The sequence below is a fragment of the Nocardioides sp. genome (genome assembly GCF_041913365.1).
Classification (GTDB): domain Bacteria; phylum Actinomycetota; class Actinomycetes; order Propionibacteriales; family Nocardioidaceae; genus Nocardioides.
In genome coordinates, this window is sequence record NZ_JAYSFM010000004.1 from 17,204 (window position 1) to 37,500 (window position 20,297).

General features: G+C 72.4%; 24 protein-coding genes. 16 read left to right on the plus strand and 8 right to left on the minus strand.

Features of this window, described 5'->3' with window-relative positions; translation table 11 throughout:
• Window positions 1-105 precede the first annotated feature (105 nt).
• Entirely contained in the window at window positions 106-477 is a 372-nt protein-coding gene (locus tag ACE3QY_RS10865) for a VOC family protein (protein ID WP_374456040.1), read from the plus strand.
• A 17-nt stretch (window positions 478-494) separates the two neighbouring features.
• Window positions 495-980, plus strand: coding sequence for a polyketide cyclase (locus ACE3QY_RS10870; protein WP_374456041.1), 486 nt, complete (start codon window positions 495-497; stop codon window positions 978-980).
• Here ACE3QY_RS10870 and ACE3QY_RS10875 read toward each other — a convergent pair.
• On the minus strand, window positions 969-1,376 hold the full coding sequence (locus ACE3QY_RS10875) for a nuclear transport factor 2 family protein (protein WP_374456042.1): 408 nt from the start codon (window positions 1,374-1,376) through the stop codon (window positions 969-971). The genes ACE3QY_RS10870 and ACE3QY_RS10875 overlap by 12 nt on opposite strands.
• A gap of 148 nt (window positions 1,377-1,524) precedes the next feature.
• Entirely contained in the window at window positions 1,525-2,877 is a 1,353-nt protein-coding gene (locus ACE3QY_RS10880; RefSeq protein ID WP_374456043.1) for an ABC1 kinase family protein, read from the minus strand.
• Window positions 2,878-2,985: 108 nt separating this feature from the next.
• Here ACE3QY_RS10880 and ACE3QY_RS10885 point away from each other — a divergent pair, with 108 nt between their 5' ends.
• The 4 genes from ACE3QY_RS10885 to ACE3QY_RS10900 all read left to right on the plus strand — a co-directional run bounded on the left by ACE3QY_RS10885 (window position 2,986) and on the right by ACE3QY_RS10900 (window position 5,905).
• Window positions 2,986-4,455, plus strand: coding sequence for a S8 family serine peptidase (locus ACE3QY_RS10885; protein WP_374456044.1), 1,470 nt, complete (start codon window positions 2,986-2,988; stop codon window positions 4,453-4,455).
• 140 nt (window positions 4,456-4,595) lie between these two features.
• A complete protein-coding gene (locus ACE3QY_RS10890; protein WP_374456045.1) occupies window positions 4,596-4,883 on the plus strand; it encodes a DUF1905 domain-containing protein in 288 nt (95 codons plus the stop codon).
• Between the two features lie 91 nt (window positions 4,884-4,974).
• Entirely contained in the window at window positions 4,975-5,526 is a 552-nt protein-coding gene (locus ACE3QY_RS10895; RefSeq protein WP_374456046.1) for a hypothetical protein, read from the plus strand.
• A 40-nt stretch (window positions 5,527-5,566) separates the two neighbouring features.
• A complete protein-coding gene (locus ACE3QY_RS10900) occupies window positions 5,567-5,905 on the plus strand; it encodes a VOC family protein (protein WP_374456047.1) in 339 nt (112 codons plus the stop codon).
• Window positions 5,906-5,910: 5 nt separating this feature from the next.
• On the opposite strand, the gene ACE3QY_RS10905 is transcribed toward ACE3QY_RS10900, so the two are convergent.
• The 3 genes from ACE3QY_RS10905 to msrA form a co-directional block, all read right to left on the minus strand.
• Window positions 5,911-6,252, minus strand: a complete 342-nt coding sequence (locus tag ACE3QY_RS10905; RefSeq protein ID WP_374456048.1) for a YciI family protein — start codon at window positions 6,250-6,252, stop codon at window positions 5,911-5,913.
• 79 nt (window positions 6,253-6,331) lie between these two features.
• A complete protein-coding gene (locus ACE3QY_RS10910; RefSeq protein ID WP_374456049.1) occupies window positions 6,332-6,679 on the minus strand; it encodes an STAS domain-containing protein in 348 nt (115 codons plus the stop codon).
• A 304-nt stretch (window positions 6,680-6,983) separates the two neighbouring features.
• Complete coding sequence (msrA, locus tag ACE3QY_RS10915) at window positions 6,984-7,634, minus strand: peptide-methionine (S)-S-oxide reductase MsrA (RefSeq protein WP_374456050.1); 651 nt, start codon at window positions 7,632-7,634, stop codon at window positions 6,984-6,986.
• Between the two features lie 161 nt (window positions 7,635-7,795).
• Here msrA and ACE3QY_RS10920 point away from each other — a divergent pair, with 161 nt between their 5' ends.
• The 6 genes from ACE3QY_RS10920 to ilvA all read left to right on the plus strand — a co-directional run bounded on the left by ACE3QY_RS10920 (window position 7,796) and on the right by ilvA (window position 14,142).
• Window positions 7,796-8,539, plus strand: coding sequence for a hypothetical protein (locus ACE3QY_RS10920; RefSeq protein WP_374456051.1), 744 nt, complete (start codon window positions 7,796-7,798; stop codon window positions 8,537-8,539).
• A gap of 102 nt (window positions 8,540-8,641) precedes the next feature.
• Window positions 8,642-9,802: a cystathionine gamma-synthase gene (locus ACE3QY_RS10925; RefSeq protein ID WP_374456052.1), complete on the plus strand. Its 1,161-nt coding sequence runs from the start codon at window positions 8,642-8,644 to the stop codon at window positions 9,800-9,802.
• A gap of 3 nt (window positions 9,803-9,805) precedes the next feature.
• Entirely contained in the window at window positions 9,806-10,129 is a 324-nt protein-coding gene (locus tag ACE3QY_RS10930) for a DUF202 domain-containing protein (protein WP_374456053.1), read from the plus strand.
• Complete coding sequence (locus ACE3QY_RS10935) at window positions 10,126-11,550, plus strand: glutamate mutase L (RefSeq protein ID WP_374456054.1); 1,425 nt, start codon at window positions 10,126-10,128, stop codon at window positions 11,548-11,550. The genes ACE3QY_RS10930 and ACE3QY_RS10935 overlap by 4 nt, the downstream gene beginning before the upstream one ends.
• Before the next feature lie 10 nt (window positions 11,551-11,560).
• The gene (locus tag ACE3QY_RS10940; protein ID WP_374456055.1) at window positions 11,561-12,937 is read left to right on the plus strand and encodes an AI-2E family transporter; all 1,377 of its coding nucleotides are present in this window, start codon (window positions 11,561-11,563) and stop codon (window positions 12,935-12,937) included.
• Window positions 12,934-14,142 (plus strand): threonine ammonia-lyase, encoded by a 1,209-nt coding sequence (gene ilvA, locus ACE3QY_RS10945; RefSeq protein WP_374456056.1) that lies wholly within the window; start codon window positions 12,934-12,936, stop codon window positions 14,140-14,142. Before ACE3QY_RS10940 ends, ilvA begins: the two co-directional genes overlap by 4 nt.
• Before the next feature lie 100 nt (window positions 14,143-14,242).
• Here the strand turns inward: ilvA and greA are convergent, their stop codons facing one another.
• Window positions 14,243-14,734 (minus strand): transcription elongation factor GreA, encoded by a 492-nt coding sequence (gene greA, locus ACE3QY_RS10950; protein WP_374456057.1) that lies wholly within the window; start codon window positions 14,732-14,734, stop codon window positions 14,243-14,245.
• A 190-nt stretch (window positions 14,735-14,924) separates the two neighbouring features.
• On the minus strand, window positions 14,925-15,317 hold the full coding sequence (locus ACE3QY_RS10955) for a DUF4307 domain-containing protein (protein ID WP_374456058.1): 393 nt from the start codon (window positions 15,315-15,317) through the stop codon (window positions 14,925-14,927).
• A 38-nt stretch (window positions 15,318-15,355) separates the two neighbouring features.
• Here ACE3QY_RS10955 and mca point away from each other — a divergent pair, with 38 nt between their 5' ends.
• Together mca and ACE3QY_RS10965 are read left to right on the plus strand one after the other, a co-directional pair.
• Window positions 15,356-16,255 (plus strand): mycothiol conjugate amidase Mca, encoded by a 900-nt coding sequence (gene mca, locus ACE3QY_RS10960; RefSeq protein WP_374456059.1) that lies wholly within the window; start codon window positions 15,356-15,358, stop codon window positions 16,253-16,255.
• A gap of 23 nt (window positions 16,256-16,278) precedes the next feature.
• On the plus strand, window positions 16,279-16,503 hold the full coding sequence (locus ACE3QY_RS10965) for a hypothetical protein (RefSeq protein ID WP_374456060.1): 225 nt from the start codon (window positions 16,279-16,281) through the stop codon (window positions 16,501-16,503).
• Here the strand turns inward: ACE3QY_RS10965 and ACE3QY_RS10970 are convergent, their stop codons facing one another.
• On the minus strand, window positions 16,504-17,112 hold the full coding sequence (locus ACE3QY_RS10970; RefSeq protein WP_374456061.1) for a class I SAM-dependent methyltransferase: 609 nt from the start codon (window positions 17,110-17,112) through the stop codon (window positions 16,504-16,506). It abuts the gene before it with no gap.
• Window positions 17,113-17,341: 229 nt separating this feature from the next.
• Between ACE3QY_RS10970 and ACE3QY_RS10975 the strand changes: the two genes are divergently transcribed.
• Both ACE3QY_RS10975 and ACE3QY_RS10980 read left to right on the plus strand, forming a co-directional pair.
• Window positions 17,342-19,543 (plus strand): hypothetical protein, encoded by a 2,202-nt coding sequence (locus tag ACE3QY_RS10975; RefSeq protein WP_374456062.1) that lies wholly within the window; start codon window positions 17,342-17,344, stop codon window positions 19,541-19,543.
• Window positions 19,540-20,292, plus strand: coding sequence for a hypothetical protein (locus ACE3QY_RS10980; RefSeq protein WP_374456063.1), 753 nt, complete (start codon window positions 19,540-19,542; stop codon window positions 20,290-20,292). Before ACE3QY_RS10975 ends, ACE3QY_RS10980 begins: the two co-directional genes overlap by 4 nt.
• Window positions 20,293-20,297: the final 5 nt, after the last annotated feature.

Below are 20,297 nucleotides of genomic sequence, written 5' to 3' on the forward strand. Positions count from 1 at the left end.
GGGTGGCGGCGGACGACATCGGATCGGGGTCTGGGGATGTCGTGTGCCGCCACTGTCGGGCCCGGGAGGCTGGCACGGTGCGGGTCGCCGCTGCACACTGACGGCATGCCCCGACTCGTGCAGGTCGCCCAGCGGGCGACGGACCTCGCCGCCACTACCGCCTTCTACGCCGAGCTCCTCGGCGTGGGGCCCGTCGCGAGCTTCGACCCGCCCGGCCTGGCGTTCTTCGACCTCGACGGCGTACGCCTGCTGATGGACCGCGGCGCGCCGGGCGCGCTGATCTACCTGCCCGTCGACGACATCGACGCGGCGGTGGCCGGGCTGCGGGACAAGGGCGTGGAGATCGCCTCCGAGCCGCACGTGATCTTCGGCCACGACGACGACACCCTCGGCCCGGCCGGGACCGACGAGTGGATGGCCTTCTTCGTCGACCCCGAGGGCACCACCGTGGGGCTCGTGGAGCAGCGCCCGCGCTGACCTGCTTGGCTGGGCGCGTGACCGACCAGCTGACCGCCCGCCGCTTCATCGAGGCCGGGCCCACTGCCATCTTCGACGTCCTGCGCGACCCCGAGGGGCACGTCGACATCGACTCCTCCGGGATGCTGCAGTCCGCGGAGGGCGTCCGCGTGGGGGCGGTGGGCGACAGGTTCACCGTGCACATGGACCGCGAGGCGAAGGGCGACTACCCGATGGGTCGCTACGACGTCGAGGTGGTCATCGACCGCTACGAGATGGACCGCGAGATCACGTGGTGGATCGACGGCACGATCAAGCCCCCGATCGGCCACACCTACGGCTACCTGCTCGAGCCGGGCGAGGTCGAGGGCAGGGCCGGCACCTGGGTCACCTCGGTCTACGACTGGTCGGCGGTCAGCGAGCAGTGGCGGCCCATCTTCCCCGTCAACGACGAGACCGCCCTGCGGGCCACCCTCGGCATCCTCGACCGGGTCGTACGGCGCCGGGCCGCCTCAGGCGCCTGACGCCTCGAGCATCCGCATCAGCTCGGCACCCATGTGCTCGATCACAGCGTCGAGCGCCTTCCTCGGGCGGACCATCACGGTGAAGTCGACGATCTGGCCGTCGGCGTCCCACGTGATCATGTCGATGCCCTCGACGTCGAGGCCGCCCACCTTCGTGCGGAAGTGCAGGACCGCCGAGTCGGCGCCGAGCCACTCCCGCACGTAGGACAGCTCGGGGCCGAGGACGGTGAAGGCGGCGGTGAGGTAGCCGACGACGGTGTCGCGGCCGACCTGCGGCGTGTGCACGGCGGGGCTGTGGAAGACGGCGTCCTCCGCGATCAGCGGGGCCAGCCCGGCCGGGTCGCGGCTCTCGACGACGGCGTGCCAGCGGGCGAGGGCCTCGGCTGCGGTGCTCATGGCCCGCATCGTGCCACGGGCTTCCGGGCAACCACGGGGTAGTCCAGTGGCAGATGGTCGTGGATCCGGCCTCCGGACAGCCATCTGCCACTGGACTACCCCAGGGCGACAGCCATCTGCCACTGGACTACCCCCACGAGAGGCGACCTCAGGGGGCGAAGCCCGGCAGCGACTCCTCGAGGATCTCGCGGAAGGGCGCCGTCGCGTTGAGCTGGCTCAGCAGGCCGATGGCGCCGATCCAGGTGCGGTGGATCAGGAGGTACGACGTCGGCAGGTTGAGCTTCATCGCGAGGGTGAAGGCCTCCGAGCGCGGGTCGTTGACCCGCTCGAACTGCTCGCGCATCCAGTCGCGGGTGAAGGTGAACCGCTCCTGGGCCGCAGGCTCCACGAACGGGGCGAGGTAGTCCATGACCTGGCGCGGCTCGACCTCGATCCGGTCCTTGATGAAGCCCTCGGCACGGAGCCCGGCGACGAGCGACTCCTCGTCGTTGTCCAGCGCGATGCGCATCAGCCGGCCGGTCGCGGGCGGCATCCCGCCGTCCTCGAGCCGCGCCACCGCGCCGAAGTCGAGGACCCCGAGCCGGCCGAGTCCGCCGTCGGGGGCGGGCAGGACCCGGAAGTTCCCGGGGTGCGGGTCGGCGTGCAGCATGCCGGTGCGGTTGGGGCCCTCGAAGAGGAACCGCACGAAGATCTCGCCGTAGTGGTCGCGCTCCTCCTGCGTGCCCTCCCTGATCACGTGCGCCAGCGAGTGGGGGGAGTCCATCCACTCGGTGACGAGCACCTGCTCGCCGACCGCCACCACGGCCGGCACCACGATGTCGGGGTGATCGGCGAAGGCCTCGGCGTAGGCCGACTGCGCCTCGGCCTCGAGGTGGTAGTCGAGCTCGTCGGCCGCGCGGGCCTGGAGCTCGGCGACGAGCGGCTTGATGTCCAGCCCGGGGAAGACCGGGGCGACGCCGCGCGCGAGCCGGGAGATCTGGCGGAGGTCGGACATCAACGCCTGGCCGGCGCCCGGGTACTGCACCTTGACCGCGACCTCGCGCTCGGAGGGCTCGTCGGAGGCGTGGTCGAGCCAGCGGCCGCGGTGGACCTGGCCGATCGAGGCGGCGGCGGTCGGGGCGCCGTCGAGCCACACCAGCCGCTCGGGCCAGTCGGCGCCGAGGTACGTCGTCAGCTGCTCGCGCACGGTGGCGGTGGGCATCGGCGGCGCGGAGTCCTGGAGCGCGGTGAGGTGCTCGCGGTAGGGCGCGGCCACCTCCTCGGGCAAGGCCGCCTCGAGCACGCTCAGGGCCTGGCCGAACTTCATCGCGCCGCCCTTGAGCTCCCCGAGCGTGCGGAAGAGCTGCTCGGCGGTGCGCTGCTGGACATCGGTCAGCACGGCCTCCGCGGGCTTGCCGCCGAGCCTCTTGCCCAGCCCGACCGCCTGGCGTCCGGCGTAGCCGAGGGGGAGCGCCGCCAGTCGTGCCGTGCGGGCTGCGGCCTTGCGGGGGAGCTCGCTCATGCGTCCATTGTCCCCAACGGGGCAATCGGGTTGCCACGCCACGCGTGACCCGGCGCACGTTTCGTCGTTGAGCCGGACAACGACACCCCCACCCTCGGGAGGACCCCCGTGCGTCTGCGCTCCACGCCCCTGCTCGCCCTCGCGGCGACCGCCCTCGTCGCCTCGGCGACCCTGACCACCGGCGGCGCGTCCGCGGCCGGCCAGTCCGCCGCCGAGCGGGCCAACGTCTCCGACTTCCTCGCCGGCCAGCTCGCCGGGCTCACCGGCCGCACGACCGTGCTGGTGCACGGCACCTCCCTCACCGCCGCCAGCCAGGCGGTGACGGCGACCGGGATGGCCCGGAAGGGCGAGTTCCGCAAGATCGGCGTGGTCGTCGCCAACGCGACGAAGAGCCAGATCGAGGCGGTGCGCAGCCAGCCCGGAGTGACGTACGTCGAGGGCGGCGCGCAGCCGATCGACTTCTTCCAGGAGACCTCCAACACCGCGACCCGCGGCGCCGAGGCGGCCGCGACCCTCACCGGGGCCGACGGCAAGCCGCTCACCGGCACGGGCGTCAGCGTCGCGGTCATCGACTCCGGCGTCGACCCGACGCACCCCTACTTCAAGGAGGCCGACGGCTCCTCGGCCGTGGTCGCCAACCTCAAGGCGTTGTGCGAGCCGCTCACCGAGACCTGCTCGGTCCAGAAGCTCCCCGCCAACGTGGACACCGACACCCTCTCGGTCGGCGGCCACGGCACCCACGTCAACGGCATCGTCGCCGGGCGCCCGACCACGCTGAGCGACGGCGGCAAGGTCCAGGGTGCAGCACCCGGCGCCAAGCTGGTGTCGATCTCCACGGGCGCGGGCATCGTGATCCTCGGCGCCGACTCGGCGCTCAACTGGGTGCTGGAGAACCACGCCGCCCCGTGCGGCGCCGGCGTCCCGGCCTCGACCTGCCCGCCGATCAAGGTCACCAACAACTCCTACGGCCCCACCGGCGGCGGCGAGTTCGACCCCGAGTCCGCCACCGTGAAGATCCAGCGGGCGCTCGCGGCCGAGGGCGTGGTGACCGTCTGGGCGGCCGGCAACGACGGCGGCGACGGCTCGGAGAGCCTGACGAACCCGCCCGGCCAGGACCCGACGGGCGGCATCCTGTCCGTGGCGTCGTACTTCGACCAGGACACCGGCACCCGCGACGGCGCCGTCTCCGAGTTCAGCTCGCGCGGCCTCTCGTCCGACGCCTCGACGTGGCCCGACATCTCCGCGCCGGGCGAGAACATCACGTCCTCGTGCCGCCCCTACCTGGTCATCTGCTCGACCGGGCTCGACTTCCGCAACGGCCCCGGCCCGCTCGACATCGGCACCTTCAACACGATCAGCGGCACCTCGATGGCCGCCCCGCACATCGCCGGCATCGTCGCGCAGCTCTTCCAGGCCGACCCGACGGCGACCCCCGCCGACATCGAGCGGGCGCTGAAGGTCTCGGCCCACAAGTACACCGACGGCGCGGCCTACCAGGCCGGCCCGCTGGGCACCACGTCGTACGACAAGGGCTACGGCCTCGTCGACGTGGTCGCCGCCGTCGCGGCGCTGGGCTAGGCGCCGCTCCAGACCCTCTCCAGGGGGAACACCGTGCACGCAGGGGCGCGGTGACGAGGGCGGACGGGGACCAGGGACTCCCGTCCGCCCTCACTGGTTCCTGCACCCGATCGTCCGCAACCTCTGCGACGCTGGCGGGCATGGAGATCGAGTTCAGCGGCGAGCTGGTGGAGTGGCGCGGCCCCGCGCCCTACCACTTCGTCCCGCTGCCGCCCGACGAGGCCGACCTCGTCGACGAGGTGAAGGCCGAGGTCGTCTACTGGGGCGTCGTACCGGTGCGGGCCTGGATCGGCGAGACCGAGTTCACGACGTCGATGTTCCCGCGCGAGGACACGTGGTTCCTGCCGATCAAGGACGCCGTACGCCGCGCGGAGCAGGTCGAGCTCGGCGAGGTCGTCGACGTGCGGCTGCAGGTGGGTCGGGACTGATCGGACCCGTTGGTCCAGACCGGATGCAACCTTCCCGCCCTCCGCCGCGTCCTCTCACTGTCCCCGTCCGGGGAGAGGACACGAGGAACGGATGACCATGCGTCGCACCCTGCTGAGCGGAGCCGCCCTGTCGGTGGCTGCCCTGACCCTGACCCAGCTCGCCCCGGCGACCGCCGACGGCATCGGCGTCGCCGACCCGCAGGACCTCGGCCACGGCGTCGACCTGCGATCCGTCGAGGTCGAGCACAAGGCCGCCAACGTCGTGGTGACCACGACGCACGCCGACCTGCGGGAGTCGTTCCGCACCGGCTCGTCCGGCTCGGTCTTCATCGACACCGACCCTGCCGACGCCGGCCCGGAGTACGTCTTCTCCGGCGGCTTCTTCGTCGGCACCGACTACGTGCTCCTGAGCACCGACGGCTTCGCCCACTCGGCGTGGGGCGAGCCCGTCGAGGGGTCCTACCGGATGAAGGTCGACTACGACCGCGAGACGGTGCGGTTCCGGATCTCCCGCGAGGCCATCGGCTCCCCGGACGAGGTCCGCGTCGCGGTGCGCGTCGCCGGCACCCGGCCCAACGGTTCCACCACGAGGACCGACTGGCTCGGCGCCCCGCGCTCCTTCACGGACTGGGTCGCGCAGTAATCACAAGCGGTCGCGGCTGTCGGAGGTCTAGCGTGACCGGATGGTGTCCTTCATCAAGTCGGTGACCTTCGACTGCCGCGACGCCGTGGCGCTCGCGACCTTCTGGGCCGCGGCCCTCGGCTCCGACGTCGACGAGGAGAGCACGTCCGGGAAGGCGTTCGTCGAGCCGGCCGGCTGGGGTGGGCCGACGCTCTGGTTCCAGCGGGTGCCCGAGGGCAAGACCGCCAAGAACCGCCAGCACTTCGACCTGCGCGCGCTCGACGGCGACATCCCCGCAGAGGTACGACGCCTCGAGGCCCTCGGCGCCACCGTCCAGCACGACGGTGGCGACCTGGTCGTGATGCTCGACCCCGAGGGCAACGAGTTCTGCGTCGAGTAGCCGGCCTACTTGATGACCCGGACCTCCTGCGGCCAGCCGCAGCCCTCCGCGATCCTCGCCGCCCACATCTTGGCGGTCTCCAGGTCGGGCACGTCGATGATGGTGATGCCGCCGAGGTACTCCGTCGTCTCGGTGTACGGCCCGTCGCTGATGATCATCGTCCCGCTGGTGCCGTCGGCGCTGAACGCCTCGGACCGGTCCTCCACGAGGCCGCCGGCGAAGACCAGCACCCCGGCTGCTCGCATGTCGTCGACCACCGCCGTGGACGGTGCCACGCGGCCCAGGAACCACTCCTCGTCGTGGTCCCCGACCCACTGCTGGTGGAAGTAGATAGCGTACTGCGTCATGTCGCTCCTCCGTCGCTGGCCCGCCCGTGCGGCCCGTCACCACTCTGACGGATGAGCAGGCCGCGAATCGACAGCGCGCTCAGGCCGGCGTCGTGCTCATCGCGGCGTGCGGCGCGAGGTCGGCGTAGCCGGCGACCGTCACGGTCCGCACCATCACGGCCGAGGCCGTGACGATCTGCAACGTCCCGCCCCCTCGCGCCTGGCGGACGGTCTCCTGGTGGAGCACCCGGAGGCAGCTCGCGTCGATGAAGCCCACGTCGCGGGCGTCGACCTCCACCCTCGTGCAACCGGCGAGTCGCGCGCGGGCGAGCTCGTCGGCCAGCTGTTCGCGAACGGCGATGTCGAACTCGCCGCGCAGCTCCACGAACGCGCGCGGGGGCTGGAACGTGCACGAGACGACGGGGTCAACGGGAGGGGCGGCACTCATGACGAGGCCCTTCGACGAAGTGTGCGGCGCCACTTCTCAACGTCGACACCTCCAGCGTAGGCGGCCCCGGTGATCATGGGTGCGGCAAGAACCTGCCACCGGGTGCCCCTGAGCGTGGCGCGGCCCCGATACGCCACGCGGTGGACGTCGTGGACTAGCCCGGTCGCAGTGGGATCACGAGCTCGCAGGCCACGACTGCGACACCTGTGCGCAGCGACATTCAGCACCACTCATCGAGGACTCCGAGACGTCATACGGATGGGGCCAGCGGGTGCCCCCACCGTATGACGTCCCGGAAGGGGCGTCAGGCGGTCTCGGGAAACGCCACTCCCGTGTTCGCGTGGCAGCGGTAGCCGAACGGGTTCTTGGCGAGGTACTGCTGGTGCGCGTCCTCGGCGTAGAAGTACGGCGTCTCGCTGGCGGGGCGGATCTCGGTGGTGATCTCACCGAGGCCGCGGCGGGCCAGCTCGTCGCCGTAGATCTTGGTCAGCTCGCGCGCGGTCTGCTCCTGCTCGGGCGTGGTCCAGTAGATCGCCGAGCGGTACTGGGTGCCGACGTCGTTGCCCTGGCGCATGCCTTGGGTGGGGTCGTGGATCTCGAAGAACCTCTTGACCAGGTCGGCGTACGACACCACGGCGGGGTCGAAGACGATCCGCACGGCCTCGGTGTGGCCGGTGCGCCCGCTGCAGACCTCCTCGTAGGTGGGGTTCGGCGTGCTGCCGCCGGCGTAGCCGACCGAGGTGGACCAGACGCCGGGGACCTGCCAGTAGATCTCCTCCGCGCCCCAGAAGCAGCCGAGGCCGAGGACCGCGACCTCGTGGCCGGCGGGCACGTCGTCGGTGACGACGGGCGTGTGCAGCACCACGTGCTCCCCGAGGCGCCACATCTGCTCCGCGCGCCCGGGCAGGGCCTGGTCGGGCGTGGGCAGGGTGGTGGGCTTGCCGAATCCGAACATGGCCCCATTCTCCCCGGTCACGCAAGCGTCGATCGGGCTTCTCGAGTACCAGATGTCGGTGAAAGTCGATGGGCTTGTCGCCGCGGCGGCACCGAGGGGTGGTCCGGTGGCGCAGAGCACGCGTGTGCCCGTCCAGCATCGCCATCGAAAGGAACTGCGCCATGTCTTCACGTCGTTCGTTGCGGCAGCTCGTCGTTGCCGTCGTTCTCGGAGTCATGGTCGGGGGCGGCCTGATGGCCATCACGCCTGCCGGCGCCGAGGTCTCCCAGTCCCTCGCCACGAGCTGGAAGAAGATCTGGAAGAACGAGCTCAAGCCGTTGGCGTCCAAGACCTTCTACACCAAGAAGAAGTCGGACTCGACCTTCGCGACCAAGGCGGAGTCGGCTGCCGCGGCCGCCGGCGCCCAGGCGGCAGCGAACTCCGCGACCGACTCCAAGCTCGGCAACTACTACTCCAAGGGGCAGAGCGACGGCAGGTACGCGCCGGCGCCCGCCGTCGTGCGGGGGGTGTGGGCCCTCAGCGCCGCCGGCACGACCGAGGCCGGGTTCACCGAGATCGTCTATCCCCAGCTCAACGCGGTCCCCACGGTCAGGGTCATCCCGCTCGGTGGGGCGGTTCCCAGCGGGTGCGGTGGCACCGCGGCGGCACCCGACGCCGCACCCGGCTACCTGTGCGTCTTCGAGAGCGCGCGCCAGAGCATGTCCAACATCGTCGTGACCGTTCCCGACTTCAGCGGAACGGCGCCGACGGCAACCGTGTTCGGCACCACCGTCTGGGCGAGCGGCACGGCCAGCGTCGGATACGTCACGGGGACCTACGCACTCCGTCCCGCGAATGGGTTCGCGACCGGGGCGAAGGTCGCGCCGACGCCGGCCCGGTCGGGCAACGCCGCACCACGTCCCTGAGCGGACGTAGCTTCGGACCGCGGCCGCCGCACCAGCCGGTGCGGCGGCCGTTCCGCGTCGTCCAGTGACCAGCACACGGACGCCGAGGTCTACGCTCGCCGTGTGACCCAGGAACGCGCCAACAAGGCCGGGTTCGAGACGCGTGCGATCCACGCCGGCTACGAGCCCGACGCGATGACCGGGGCGGTCAACCCGCCCATCTACGCCAGCAGCACCTACAAGCAGGACGGCGTCGGCGGACTGCGCGGCGGCTACGAGTACAGCCGCTCCGCGAACCCCACCCGTACGGCACTGGAGGGGGCGCTCGCGGCCGTCGAGGACGGCGAGCGGGGCTTCGCCTTCGCCTCCGGCCTGGCGGCCGAGGACACGATCATCCGCGCGCTGACGTCGCCCGGCGACCACGTGGTCATCCCCGACGACGCCTACGGCGGCACCTTCCGCCTCTTCGACAAGGTCGCCAAGCTCTGGGGCACCGACCACAGCCCGGCGCCGGTCGCCGACACCGACGCCGTGGCGGCCGCGATCCAGCCCGGCCGCACCAAGCTGGTCTGGGTGGAGACGCCCACCAACCCGATGCTCACCATCGGCGACATCGAGGCGCTCGCCACGGTCGCCCACGACGCCGGCGCCCTGCTGGTCGTCGACAACACCTTCGCCTCGCCCTACCTCCAGCAGCCGCTCACGCTCGGCGCCGACGTGGTCGTGCACTCGACCACCAAGTACGTCGGTGGCCACAGCGACGTCGTCGGGGGAGCGGTCGTCGTGCGCGACCTCGACCTCGCCGAGAAGATCGGCTTCCACCAGAACGCCATGGGCGCGGTGGCCGGACCCTTCGACGCCTTCCTCACCCACCGCGGCCTCAAGACGCTCGGCGTGCGGATGGACCGCCACTGCGACAACGCGGAGAAGGTCGTCGAGTTCCTCGACGGCGACCCGCGCGTCACCGAGGTGATCTACCCCGGCCTCGCCGCGCACCCCGGCCACGAGGTCGCGGCGCGGCAGATGAAGCGCTTCGGCGGGATGATCTCCTTCCGCGTCGCCGGTGGCCTCGAGCAGGCCCTCGCGGTCTGCGAGCGCGCCGAGGTCTTCACGCTGGGCGAGTCGCTCGGCGGCGTCGAGTCGCTGATCGAGCACCCAGGGAAGATGACGCACGCCAGCGTCGCCGGGACGGACCTCGAGGTCCCCGCCGACCTGATCCGCCTGAGCGTCGGCATCGAGAGCGTCGAGGACCTCGTCGCCGACCTCGACCGGTCCCTGGGCTGAGGCGTGGCCGCACCCGACGTCCCCGACGTCCGCTTCTCGCTGGCCAACGAGCGCACCTTCCTCGCCTACGAGCGCACGGCGGTCGGGCTCGTCGCGGCCGCCCTGGCCGTCTTCCACCTGCTCGACGCGTCGTGGCCGCAGCGCCTGCTCGGCGTACTGCTCGTGGCGTCCGCCCTCGTGGCGGCCGGGGGAGGCTGGCTGCGCTACCGCCAGGCCGACCGGGCCATCCGCGAGGGGCGTGACTTCCCCGCCGGCACGACCGTCCACGTCCTCGCCGCGGCCGTGGTCGTGGTGATCGTGGCCGCCGGGCTCTCGGTGCTGGTGTGACCGCCACCTCGGTGGTGTGCGTCGACTTCGGCTCGACGTTCACCAAGGCCGCGCTCGTCGACCTCGCCACGGGCGAGCTGCTCGCCACTGCCAGCCACCCGACGACGCTCCCCGACGGGCGCGGGCATGGTGACGTGCTCGACGGGTACGACGCGTGCGTGACCGCGCTCGCCGAGCAGGACCCCCGCGCCCTGGACGCCGAGGTGCTCGCCTGCTCGAGCGCCGGCGGCGGGCTGCGCGTCGCCGTGGTCGGCAACGAGGAGCTGGTCACCGCCGAGGCGGGCCGTCGGGTCGCGCTCTCGAGCGGCGGCAAGGTCGTCGCCGTGCTCCCCATGTCGGACGGCGGACTGGACGGTGAGGCGCTGCACGCGGCCGATGCCGACATCGTGCTGCTGACGGGAGGCACCGACGGTGGCAACGAAGAGGCAGTCACGCGTGCCGCCGAGGCGCTCGAGGCGCTTGCCTGGGACCGCCCGGTCGTCGTGGCCTGCAACCGCGACGCCCAGCTCGAGGTCGAGGAGATCCTCAGGCGCGTGGACGTGCCCCACGTGGTCGCCGACAACGTGGTGCCGAAGATCGGCGTGCTGGCGCCCGACAGCGCCCGCCGCGCGATCCGCGAGATCTTCCTGACCCACGTCATCGGCGGCAAGCACCTCAGCAGCCGCACCGACGCACGAGGGCGGAGCTTCACCGACATGGTCCGCGGCGCGACGCCCGACGTGGTGCTGACCGGGGTCGAGCTGCTGGCCCGGGGCCTCGACGAGGAGCACCGCGGCGCCGGCGACGTGGTCGTCGTCGACGTCGGCGGCGCCACCACCGACGTGCACAGCGTCGTCGAGCTCGACCCCGAGGACAGCGGCCTGGCCCGCGAGGTCGTGGCGACCACCCCGGTCACGCGGACCGTCGAGGGCGACCTCGGCATGCGGTGGTCGGCGCTCTCCACGATCGAGGCAGCGTGGGGCTCCGACCCTTCGACAGGCTCAGGACGCCGCCTCCACGAGGCTGCCGTACGCCGTCACGCGCATCCGGACTTCCTCCCCGACTCCGACGCCGAGCAGGACGCCGACCTCGACATCGCCGCGGCCGCGGTGCGGATCGCGCTCGAGCGGCACGCCGGCCGCAGCAAGGTCATCGTGAGCCCGGAGGGTCGCGTCGTCGAGCGCAGCGGCAAGGACCTCCGCGAGGTCGACCTGCTGGTCGGCTCGGGCGGGGTGCTGCGCCACGGCGGCCCCGACGCCGTACGCCGCGTGCTGACGCCGGCGACGGGTGACGCGTTCGAGGGCGGCTGGCAGCTGCCGCGCGACCCGCAGGTCGTCGTGGACCACGACTACGTCCTCGCCGCGGCCGGGCTGCTGGCCGAGACCCACCCCCTCGCGGCGCACCGGCTGGTGCGCCGCCTGACCGGCGCGGGCACCCGTTAGCGTGGCCGACGTGAGCGACCAGCACCCGGCCGGGGCCGAGGAGACCGACGACGAGTCGGGTCGCCGGCGCCTCTTCGCGGCCCTGTCCCGCGGCGACGACGACGGGCTGACCGAGCGCATCGTCGCGCAGTGGGCACAGATGCGGGCCGAACGTCGGGTCGAGCAGCCGGCGTTCACGACCGGCCCCTCCAACTTCAGCCGGGCCCAGGTGCCGTGGGGGCTCGACCTCGCCGCGGCCTGGTCGTGGCGACTGATCGTCATCGTCGTCGCCGGGCTCGGCGTGCTCTGGACGCTGAGGTACTTCGCGGTGATCACGCTGCCGCTGGCGATCGCCTTGCTGATCGCGGCGCTGGCGGCGCCCGTCGTGGCCGCGCTGCGGCGGGTGGGCCTGCCGCGCGGGCCGTCGACCGGCATCGTGATGGTCCTCGGCATCGGGATGGTCTCGCTGCTGCTCACCTTCGTGGGCCAGCAGGTCGCCCAGGGCGCGAACGACCTCGCCGATTCGGTGGTCGAGGGCCTCGGGCAGATCCGCGACTGGCTGCGCACCGGCCCGCTCAGCGTCTCCGACTCCCAGCTCGACGGCTACATCAAGGAGGTGCAGGGCGCGATCACCGACAGCACCGGCACCGACGGGATGGTCACCCGGGTCACCGAGGTCGGCACTGCCGTCGGTCACGTGGTCGCCGGCTTCTTCATCGTGCTGTTCTCGACCTACTTCTTCCTCTCCGACGGCGAGCGGATCTGGTCGTGGCTGGTCCGCCTCGCACCCCGCGCGGCCCGCGAGCGGGTCGACGCCTCGGGCCGGGTCGCCTGGGTCTCGCTGACCCAGTTCGTCCGGGCCACCGTGCTCGTCGCCCTGGCCGACGCGATCGGGATCATGGTCGTGGCGGCGATCCTCGGCGTGCCGTTCGTGGTCGCCATCGGCGTGCTCGTCTTCCTCGGCGCCTTCGTGCCGATGATCGGCGCGACCGTCGCCGGCACGGTCGCGATCCTCGTGGCGCTGGTCGACCAGGGCCCGTGGACGGCCGTCCTCATGCTCGGCGGCGTGATCCTGGTCCAGCAGATCGAGGGGCACATCCTCCAGCCCTTCCTGATGGGCCGGTTCGTGTCGCTGCACCCCCTCGGCGTGATCGTGGCGATCGGTTGCGGCGTGCTCGTCGCGGGCATCGCGGGCGCGCTCATCGCCGTACCCCTCGCCGCCGCGGGCAACGCGGTCGCCCAGCACCTCGCGAGCTACACCGCGATCGGTGACGACGACCCCGACGACGCGCTCGACGAGGACATCGCGCCACCACCGACTGAGGGGGACCTGATCCCCGAGGACGACAGCCCCCTCGCCGGCCCGGACGCGCCGGACGACGACGAGACGGAGAAGGACCGGTCATGACCGACCAGGTGAGCCTGGACGACATCCACGCCGCGCGGGAGATGCTGCGCGACGTCACCCTCACCACGCCGATGGAGGGTGCCCGCTGGCTGTCCGCGATGGCGGGCGGACCGGTGCGCCTGAAGTGCGAGAACCTCCAGCGCACCGGCTCCTTCAAGTCCCGCGGCGCCTTCGTCCGGATCGCCCGGCTCTCCGAGGACGAGCGCGCGCACGGCGTCGTCGCGGCCTCGGCCGGCAACCACGCCCAGGGCGTGGCGCTCGCCGCCACCACGCTCGGCATCCGGTCCACCGTCTTCATGCCGGAGGGCGCGCCGATCCCCAAGGAGAAGGCGACCCGCGGCTACGGCGCGGACGTGGTGTTCCACGGTCGCTACCTCGAGGACTCGCTCGCCGCGGCCCGCGAGTTCGCCGAGCGCACCGGCGCGGTGCTGATCCACCCGTTCGACCACGTCGACATCGTCGCCGGGCAGGGCACCCTCGGCCTCGAGGTGCTCGAGCAGGCACCCGACGTACGCACCGTGCTGGTGCCGACCGGCGGGGGAGGCCTGCTGGCCGGTGTGGCGATCGCGATCAAGGCGCTGCGCCCCGACGTCCGCGTGGTGGGGGTGCAGGCCGAGGGTGCCGCCGCCTACCCCGGGTCGCTGGCCGCCGGGCACCCGGTGGCGCTGGAGTCGATGAGCACGATGGCCGACGGCATCGCGGTCGGTCGCCCCGGCGACATCACCTTCGCCGCCGTCCGTGACCACGTCGACGAGATCCTGACCGTGTCGGAGGAGTCGCTGTCCCGCGCACTGCTGTCGCTGGTGGAGCGGGCCAAGCAGGTCGTCGAGCCGGCGGGCGCGGCCGCGGTTGCCGCGATGCTCGACAACCCGACCGGCTTCGAGACCCCCGCCGTGGCGATCCTCTCCGGCGGCAACATCGACCCGCTGCTGCTCAGCAAGGTGATCCGGCACGGCCTGGCCGCCGCCGGCCGCTACCTCTACCTCCGCGTCTGCATCCCCGACCTCCCCGGTGGCCTCGCCTCGCTCCTCACGGAGATCAGCGAGGAGGGTGCCAACGTGCTCGAGGTCGCGCACGAGCGGATCTCCCCGTCCCTGACCCTGAACGAGGTCGAGGTGCGGATCCAGCTCGAGACCCGCGGCGAGGCGCATGCCGAGCACCTCCGGGCCCGCCTCCGCGAGCGCGGCTACCGCGTCGACGACTGAGCGTCGTACGCCCGGACACGCCGATGGGCGGTGACCCACCTACATTTCGAGCTGCCGAAATGTAGGTGGACCACCGCCCAGGGCGATGAAGAGAGAGCGGTCAGGCCTTGTAGGGCTCCGCGTCGACGATGGTGACGGAGAGCTCCTTGCCGTTGGGCGCGGTGTAGGTCACCTTCTCGCCCTTGGAGCGGCCGTTGATCGCGGCGCCCATCGCCGACTCGGGGGAGTAGACGTCGAGGGTGTCGCCGTCGGAGAGGTTCTCGCGGGCGCCGAGGAGGAACTTCTCCTCGTCGCCGTCACCGAAGTCGACGGTGACGACCATGCCGGGCTCGACGACGCCGTCGTCGGGCGGCGTCTCGCCGACCTCGGCGCGACGGAGCATGTCCTCGAGCTGGCGGATGCGGGCCTCCTGCTTGCCCTGCTCGTCCTTGGCGGCGTGGTAGCCGCCGTTCTCCTTGAGGTCGCCCTCGTCGCGGGCGGCCGAGATGCGCTCGATGATCTCCTGGCGCTTGGGACCCTTGAGGTCCTCGAGCTCGGCCCGCAGCTTGTCGTAGGCCTCCTGGGTCAGCCAGATGGTGCCCTGGTCGGTCATGTCACTACTCCTGCTTCAACGTAGAGATTCAGGTGGTGCTGGATGCGGGTGTGCCTCAGCGCGACCGCATCTGGTCGGTTGGTCATCTTCCGTCCGATCGGGGTCAGCGCGGCCGCAGACGTGGGCCAGCGCTGCCGGACGGGCAGGACAACAGGCTAGCAAGCCCGCGACGAAAGCGCAGGTCGTACGCTCAGCGGGGGCGGGGCTGGTCGGCCGTGGTGCACCCCAGCTTCTCCACCGAGGTGGCTCGCCGCTCGGTGCGGATCACCACGTCGTTGTCGCCGTCCACGGGCGTGAACGCGAGCTCGCCGACCGCCGTCTTGTCCTCGGCCAGGGCCCGCAGCCGGCACGTCGCGTCGACGTCGTCGTCGCTCAGCCGGACGTCGAGACGGGCGGCCACCTCGTGGTCGCTGGTGACCTCGAAGGAGACGACCTCCGAGCGCACCTCGGGCGTGCCGTGGAACCACGCCACCCACACCAGCCACGTCAGCCCGACCGCAGCGAGCGCCGCCACCAGTGCGATCGTGACCGGTCGCCGCCAGGGGGAGGGCGAGCCGTAGCGGTCGGCGAGGTCAGTGGTCACGACGAAGAGGGTAAGTGGCACCTCCTAGACTCGCGCCCATGCCCCAGCCCACCGCTGACCGGACCCGCACCGGGCTCCGACTCATGCACGTCCACGCCCACCCCGACGACGAGTCGAGCAAGGGCGCCGCGTCGACCGCCAAGTACGTCGCCGAAGGCGTCGACGTGCACGTGGTGACCTGCACCGGCGGCGAGCGCGGCTCGGTCCTCAACTCGAAGATGGACCGGCCCGAGGTCTGGGAGAACATCACCGAGATCCGCCGCGAGGAGATGCACCGCGCCCGCGACATCCTCGGCATCCGGCAGGACTGGCTCGGCTTCATCGACTCCGGCTGGCCCGAGGGCGACCCGCTGCCGCCGCTGCCGGAGGGTTGCTTCGCGCTGGTCCCGCTCGAGGAGTCGACCGAGCGCCTGGTGCGGCTGATCCGCGAGTTCCGCCCGCACGTGCTGACGACGTACGACGAGCGCGGTGGCTACCCGCACCCCGACCACATCCGCTGCCACGAGGTCTCCGTCGCCGCCTACCACGCGGCCGGCGACCCCGAGCGGTTCCCCGACGCGGGGGAGCCGTGGCAGCCGCTCAAGCTCTACTACCACCACGGCTGGAGCTGGGCGAAGACCAACGCCCTCCACGAGGCGATGCTCGCCCACGACCTGGAGTCGCCCTACGCCGAGCGCCTGGCCACCTGGGAGCGCGAGCCCGACTGGGACGACCGGATCACCACCCGGGTGCCGTGCGGCGACTACTTCGGCGTGCGTGACCAGGCGCTGCTGGCCCACGCGACCCAGATCGACCCCGACGGCATGTGGTTCGCGATCCCGCGCGAGATCCAGCAGAAGACGTGGCCGACCGAGGACTACGAGCTCGTCGACAGCAAGGTGGAGAGCAGCCGGCCGGAGGACGACCTCTTCGCCGGCATCCCGACGCCCGCTCCCTGAGTGGGAAGTGGGAGGATGGGGGCATGCTCCAGCTGCTGCTCATCCTCGCCGACGACCCGACGCCGACGGACGACGAGGTCGTCGCCGGACCGCTCGGGTTCGCGATCTGGATCTTCCTGATCCTCGCCGTCGTCGTGCTCGGGTTCAGCCTGGTCAAGCAGCTCCGCAAGGCGCAGGCCGCCAAGGACGCCGGCGTCTACGGCGACGAGCCGGTGAAGCCGGAGGAGAGGGCCGACAGCGAGGGCTGATCAGCCCCGCACCACCCGCACCAGGCAGTCCCACGCCGTACGCCGCTCCTCACCGCCGTGCTCGTCCGCTGACCTGACCTCCCGGGCGACCCGCTCCGCGCGCAGCACCTCGACCTCGAGCCCCTCGAGGTCGGCCAGCACGTCCTCAGCCGTCATCAGCACCGACGGATCCTGCGGACCGCCCGTGCCCTCGGCCAGGTTCGTCGAGTCGTGGGCGACGAGCAGCAGCGTCCCGCCGGGGCGCAGCATCGTGAAGGCGCAGCGCACCGCCCGACGCCGGTCGTCCGCGGGCACCTGCAGGTAGGCGACCACCACGAGGTCGACCGGGGCCTGTGGGTGCCAGGTGGTGGCGTCGGCGCACACCCACGTGACGTCGAGCTCGCCCGCGAGGCGGGCACCCTTGTCGAGCGCGACCTGCGAGAAGTCCACCGCGGTCGCCGACCAGCCGCGCGACGCGAGCCAGATCGCGTTGCGGCCCTTCCCGGCGGCGAGGTCGACGGCCGTGCCGGGCGTGAGGTCGGCGAGCTCGGTGGCGACGAACTGGTTGGGCTCGCGCGACCACACCAGCTTGGCAGCGGCGTACCTCTCGTCCCACGCGCGGGCGTCCATGGCCCGAGCCTACGACCGCGACGCCGGCGGCCGGGACGACCAGCCCCGTGCCTCTGCGGTCTGGACCGGGCTGGACCGGGTGGGGCCCGAGTCACGCAGGAGTCACGCAGGCGCGCGCACGCTCTGCGCGTGGGCGGGCCCACGCGCGGGCTCGGGACAGAGGGGAGATCGGGCCATGAGCTGTCACGACCGGGGTGGGGCCTGCGGGTGCCACGGGGAGCAGCCGCTGGTGTTCGACGAGCAGGGCGAGCTGGTGGAGGACCTGCCGGACCTGGCCGGCCCGCCGGGCACGGCCCCACGCCAGCCGCTCCCGATCGCGCTGCGGCGTCCGTGCTCGACCTCGCGGCTCAACGGGTCGTGGTTGCTGCAGATCCGTCCGCTGGTCGCGGCGTTCCCGTTCAGCGAGGTCCGCGGGCCGATGCGGATCGAGGTCGGCCCGTCGTCCCTGCGCATCAGCGGCGACGTGTACGTCCGGCGCAGCGGCCTGGTTGGCCCGGTGGTCACCCAGCCGTTCGTGCCGGTGCGACCGGGCGGTGACGAGGACCTGCCCGACGACGCGGCCGCGGACGACGGCGGCGAGGCGGAGGACCCGGGCGGGATCGTCTCGCCGACGATCCGGTGGTACCCGCAGCTGCCCAAGAACGAGTACAGCTGGTACTTCCGCTCCACGGGGGTCACCTACTCCGGCGGCACTCTGTCCTTCTCCTTCGTCCGGCACCTGTGGGACCGGACCACCCAGGAGTTCGTCTCCACGGACACCGGCCGGATGACGCTGCGCTGCGAGCAGCCCCTGATCGAGTCGATCTTCCGGCCGGTGACCATGCAGGGCACGGCGACCATCGGCAGCCGCAGGTACGTCCTGACGGCCACGAAGACCTCGACGTTCTACCGCGGCTGCCGGGTCGAGGTGGACGCCATGACCGGGCGGCGGTGGCCGGTCTCGGCCCTCACCGCGGGAGGCGTGACGTCGACGTTCCAGAACGTCTACGCCTCGGCCGGGTGGGACACCCCGACCACGCTCGACGAGGTCGGCGTCCCGGACGACACCTCGTTGACGAACGCCGAGCTGCAGACGCTGCTCAGCACCCACCGGGGCGCAGCCACGGGCGACCAGTGGCGGCTCTGGCTGCTGGTCGGGTCCACCCAGGGCACCCTCTTCGGCATCATGTTCGACGAGGACGCGGTGCCCCGCGAGGGTGCGGTCGGCTTCGCCGACGCCACCCTGGGCAGCGGGTCGAACATCGAGGCGGTCGCGCGCAACCGGCCGCTCGACGAGGTCCCGGCCGCCTTCCTCCGCACCCTGGTGCACGAGGCCGGTCACGCGTTCAACCTGTTCCACCCCAAGCACGACGTGCACGTGCCCGGCATCGGCACCGAGATCATGAACCAGACCGGTGACGTGATGGGGTTCGCGACGGCGGCCAACCCCTATCCCGGCAACGCGACCTTCGGCTTCAGCCAGCACGACCGGATGTCGCTGATCCACTCGCCCGACCCCCAGGTGAGGCCGGGCTGGAAGGGCTTCGGCTGGGGCCACGGCAGCCTCTCCTCCGGCCTGCCGCAGCCCACCGACGCCGAGGGCCTGGTCAACCAGGACGACGCCACGGGGCTGGCGCTCGAGCTGCGGCTCCCCGACGAGGTCTACGTCGGCGAGTACGTCGTCGCCGAGCTGGTCCTCACCAACACCGGGGACGAGGCGCGCGAGGTGAGCACGCGGCTCAACCTCGCCGAGGGCGACCTCCGGCTCCTCCACGCCCTGCCCGGCGGCGACGTCGAGCAGGTGCGTGACGTGGTGCTGGCGTGCGGGCCGCCGCAGACCGCGGTCCTCAACCCGGGCGAGTCGATCACCTCGCGGCTGCAGGTGTTCTTCACCAGCGAGGGCGTGACGTTCGACGTCCCGGGCCGCCACGTCGTACGTGCCGAGTTCGACGCGCTCGGCTGGGCGGCCGTGCGGAGCCCACGGGTCGCGGTCCAGGTCCGGATGGCCGGGACGGACGAGGAGAGGGACGTGTCGGTGGCGACCCTGGAGCCCGGCGTGGGCGTCGCCTTCGCGCTCGGCGACTTCGGTCGCGACGAGGCGGCCAAGGCTCGCCTGGTGACGGTGGCGGAGGCCCAGCCGGAGTCCGACACCGGCGGTGCCGCTGCGCTGGTGCTCGCCAACGCGCTGGCGCGCGACCACACGGACTACCGGTCGGGCGACACCCGGGAGGCGGATGCCTCGGAGGCCAAGCGGTTCCTCGACCTGGCCGCCCAGGGCCGCACGGCGGAGGAGCTGCTGGCGCTGGCGACCACGGTGCCGAGCCCGGTCGAGCGCGGCGCCCCGGTGGTGGCGGACGCGCTCGCGCGGGCCAAGCGGGCCCGCAAGCCCAAGGCGGACCTCGCCCGCGCCGAGGAGCTGGCGGCCGACTTCGTGGCACCATCGGCACGGTGACGGACCTGTCGTTGCACGTCGAGGCCCCCGCCGAGGTCCCGCTCGGCGAGGCCGTCGTCGTGGTGCTCCGGCTGCGCAACGACGGCAGCTCCCCGGCGACGACGAGCAGCCGGCTCGACCTCGCGCAGGGGGACCTGTCGGTGTGGGTGGCGCCCGAGGGCGGGGACCGGGTCCGGGTGGAGTGGCCGTGGCAGGTCGACTCCGGACGTACGGAGGTGGACCTGGCGCCCGGGCAGGAGCTCGTGGGCTCGGCGCTGCTGCTGTCCGCGACCGGCTCGCTCTTCCCCGCGCCCGGTGACTACGCGGTCCTGGCCGCGTTCGCGGTCCGGCCGGACCTCGAGGTGACGTCCGCACCGGCCACCGTCCGCCGGGTGGCAGCGACCGACCCCGGCGCCGCCGCACGTCAGCGGGCGCTGGAGGACCCCGACGTCGTCCGCAGCCTGGCTTCGGTGAGCACGATCGGTGCGGCCGCCGAGGGCCTCGCCCTGCTGGCCGCCTCCGACGCCAGTCCTGTCGCGCAGCTGCTGGCCGCGTGCGTCACCACGGTGACCGCCGACCTCCCGCCGGTCATCGAGCGCGCCGTCGACGCGGCAGGAGCCGTCATCGCGGCGGCGGCCGTCGCGGCGGTGCTGCCGCCGGGGGTGTTCCCCGGCGACGAGCGGCTTGCGGTGGCCGAGGACGTCGCCGGTCCGGCGGCCGACCCGACCGTCACCGCGCTGCTCTCCGGCTCAGCTGCGACCGCGGGCTGAGCGGG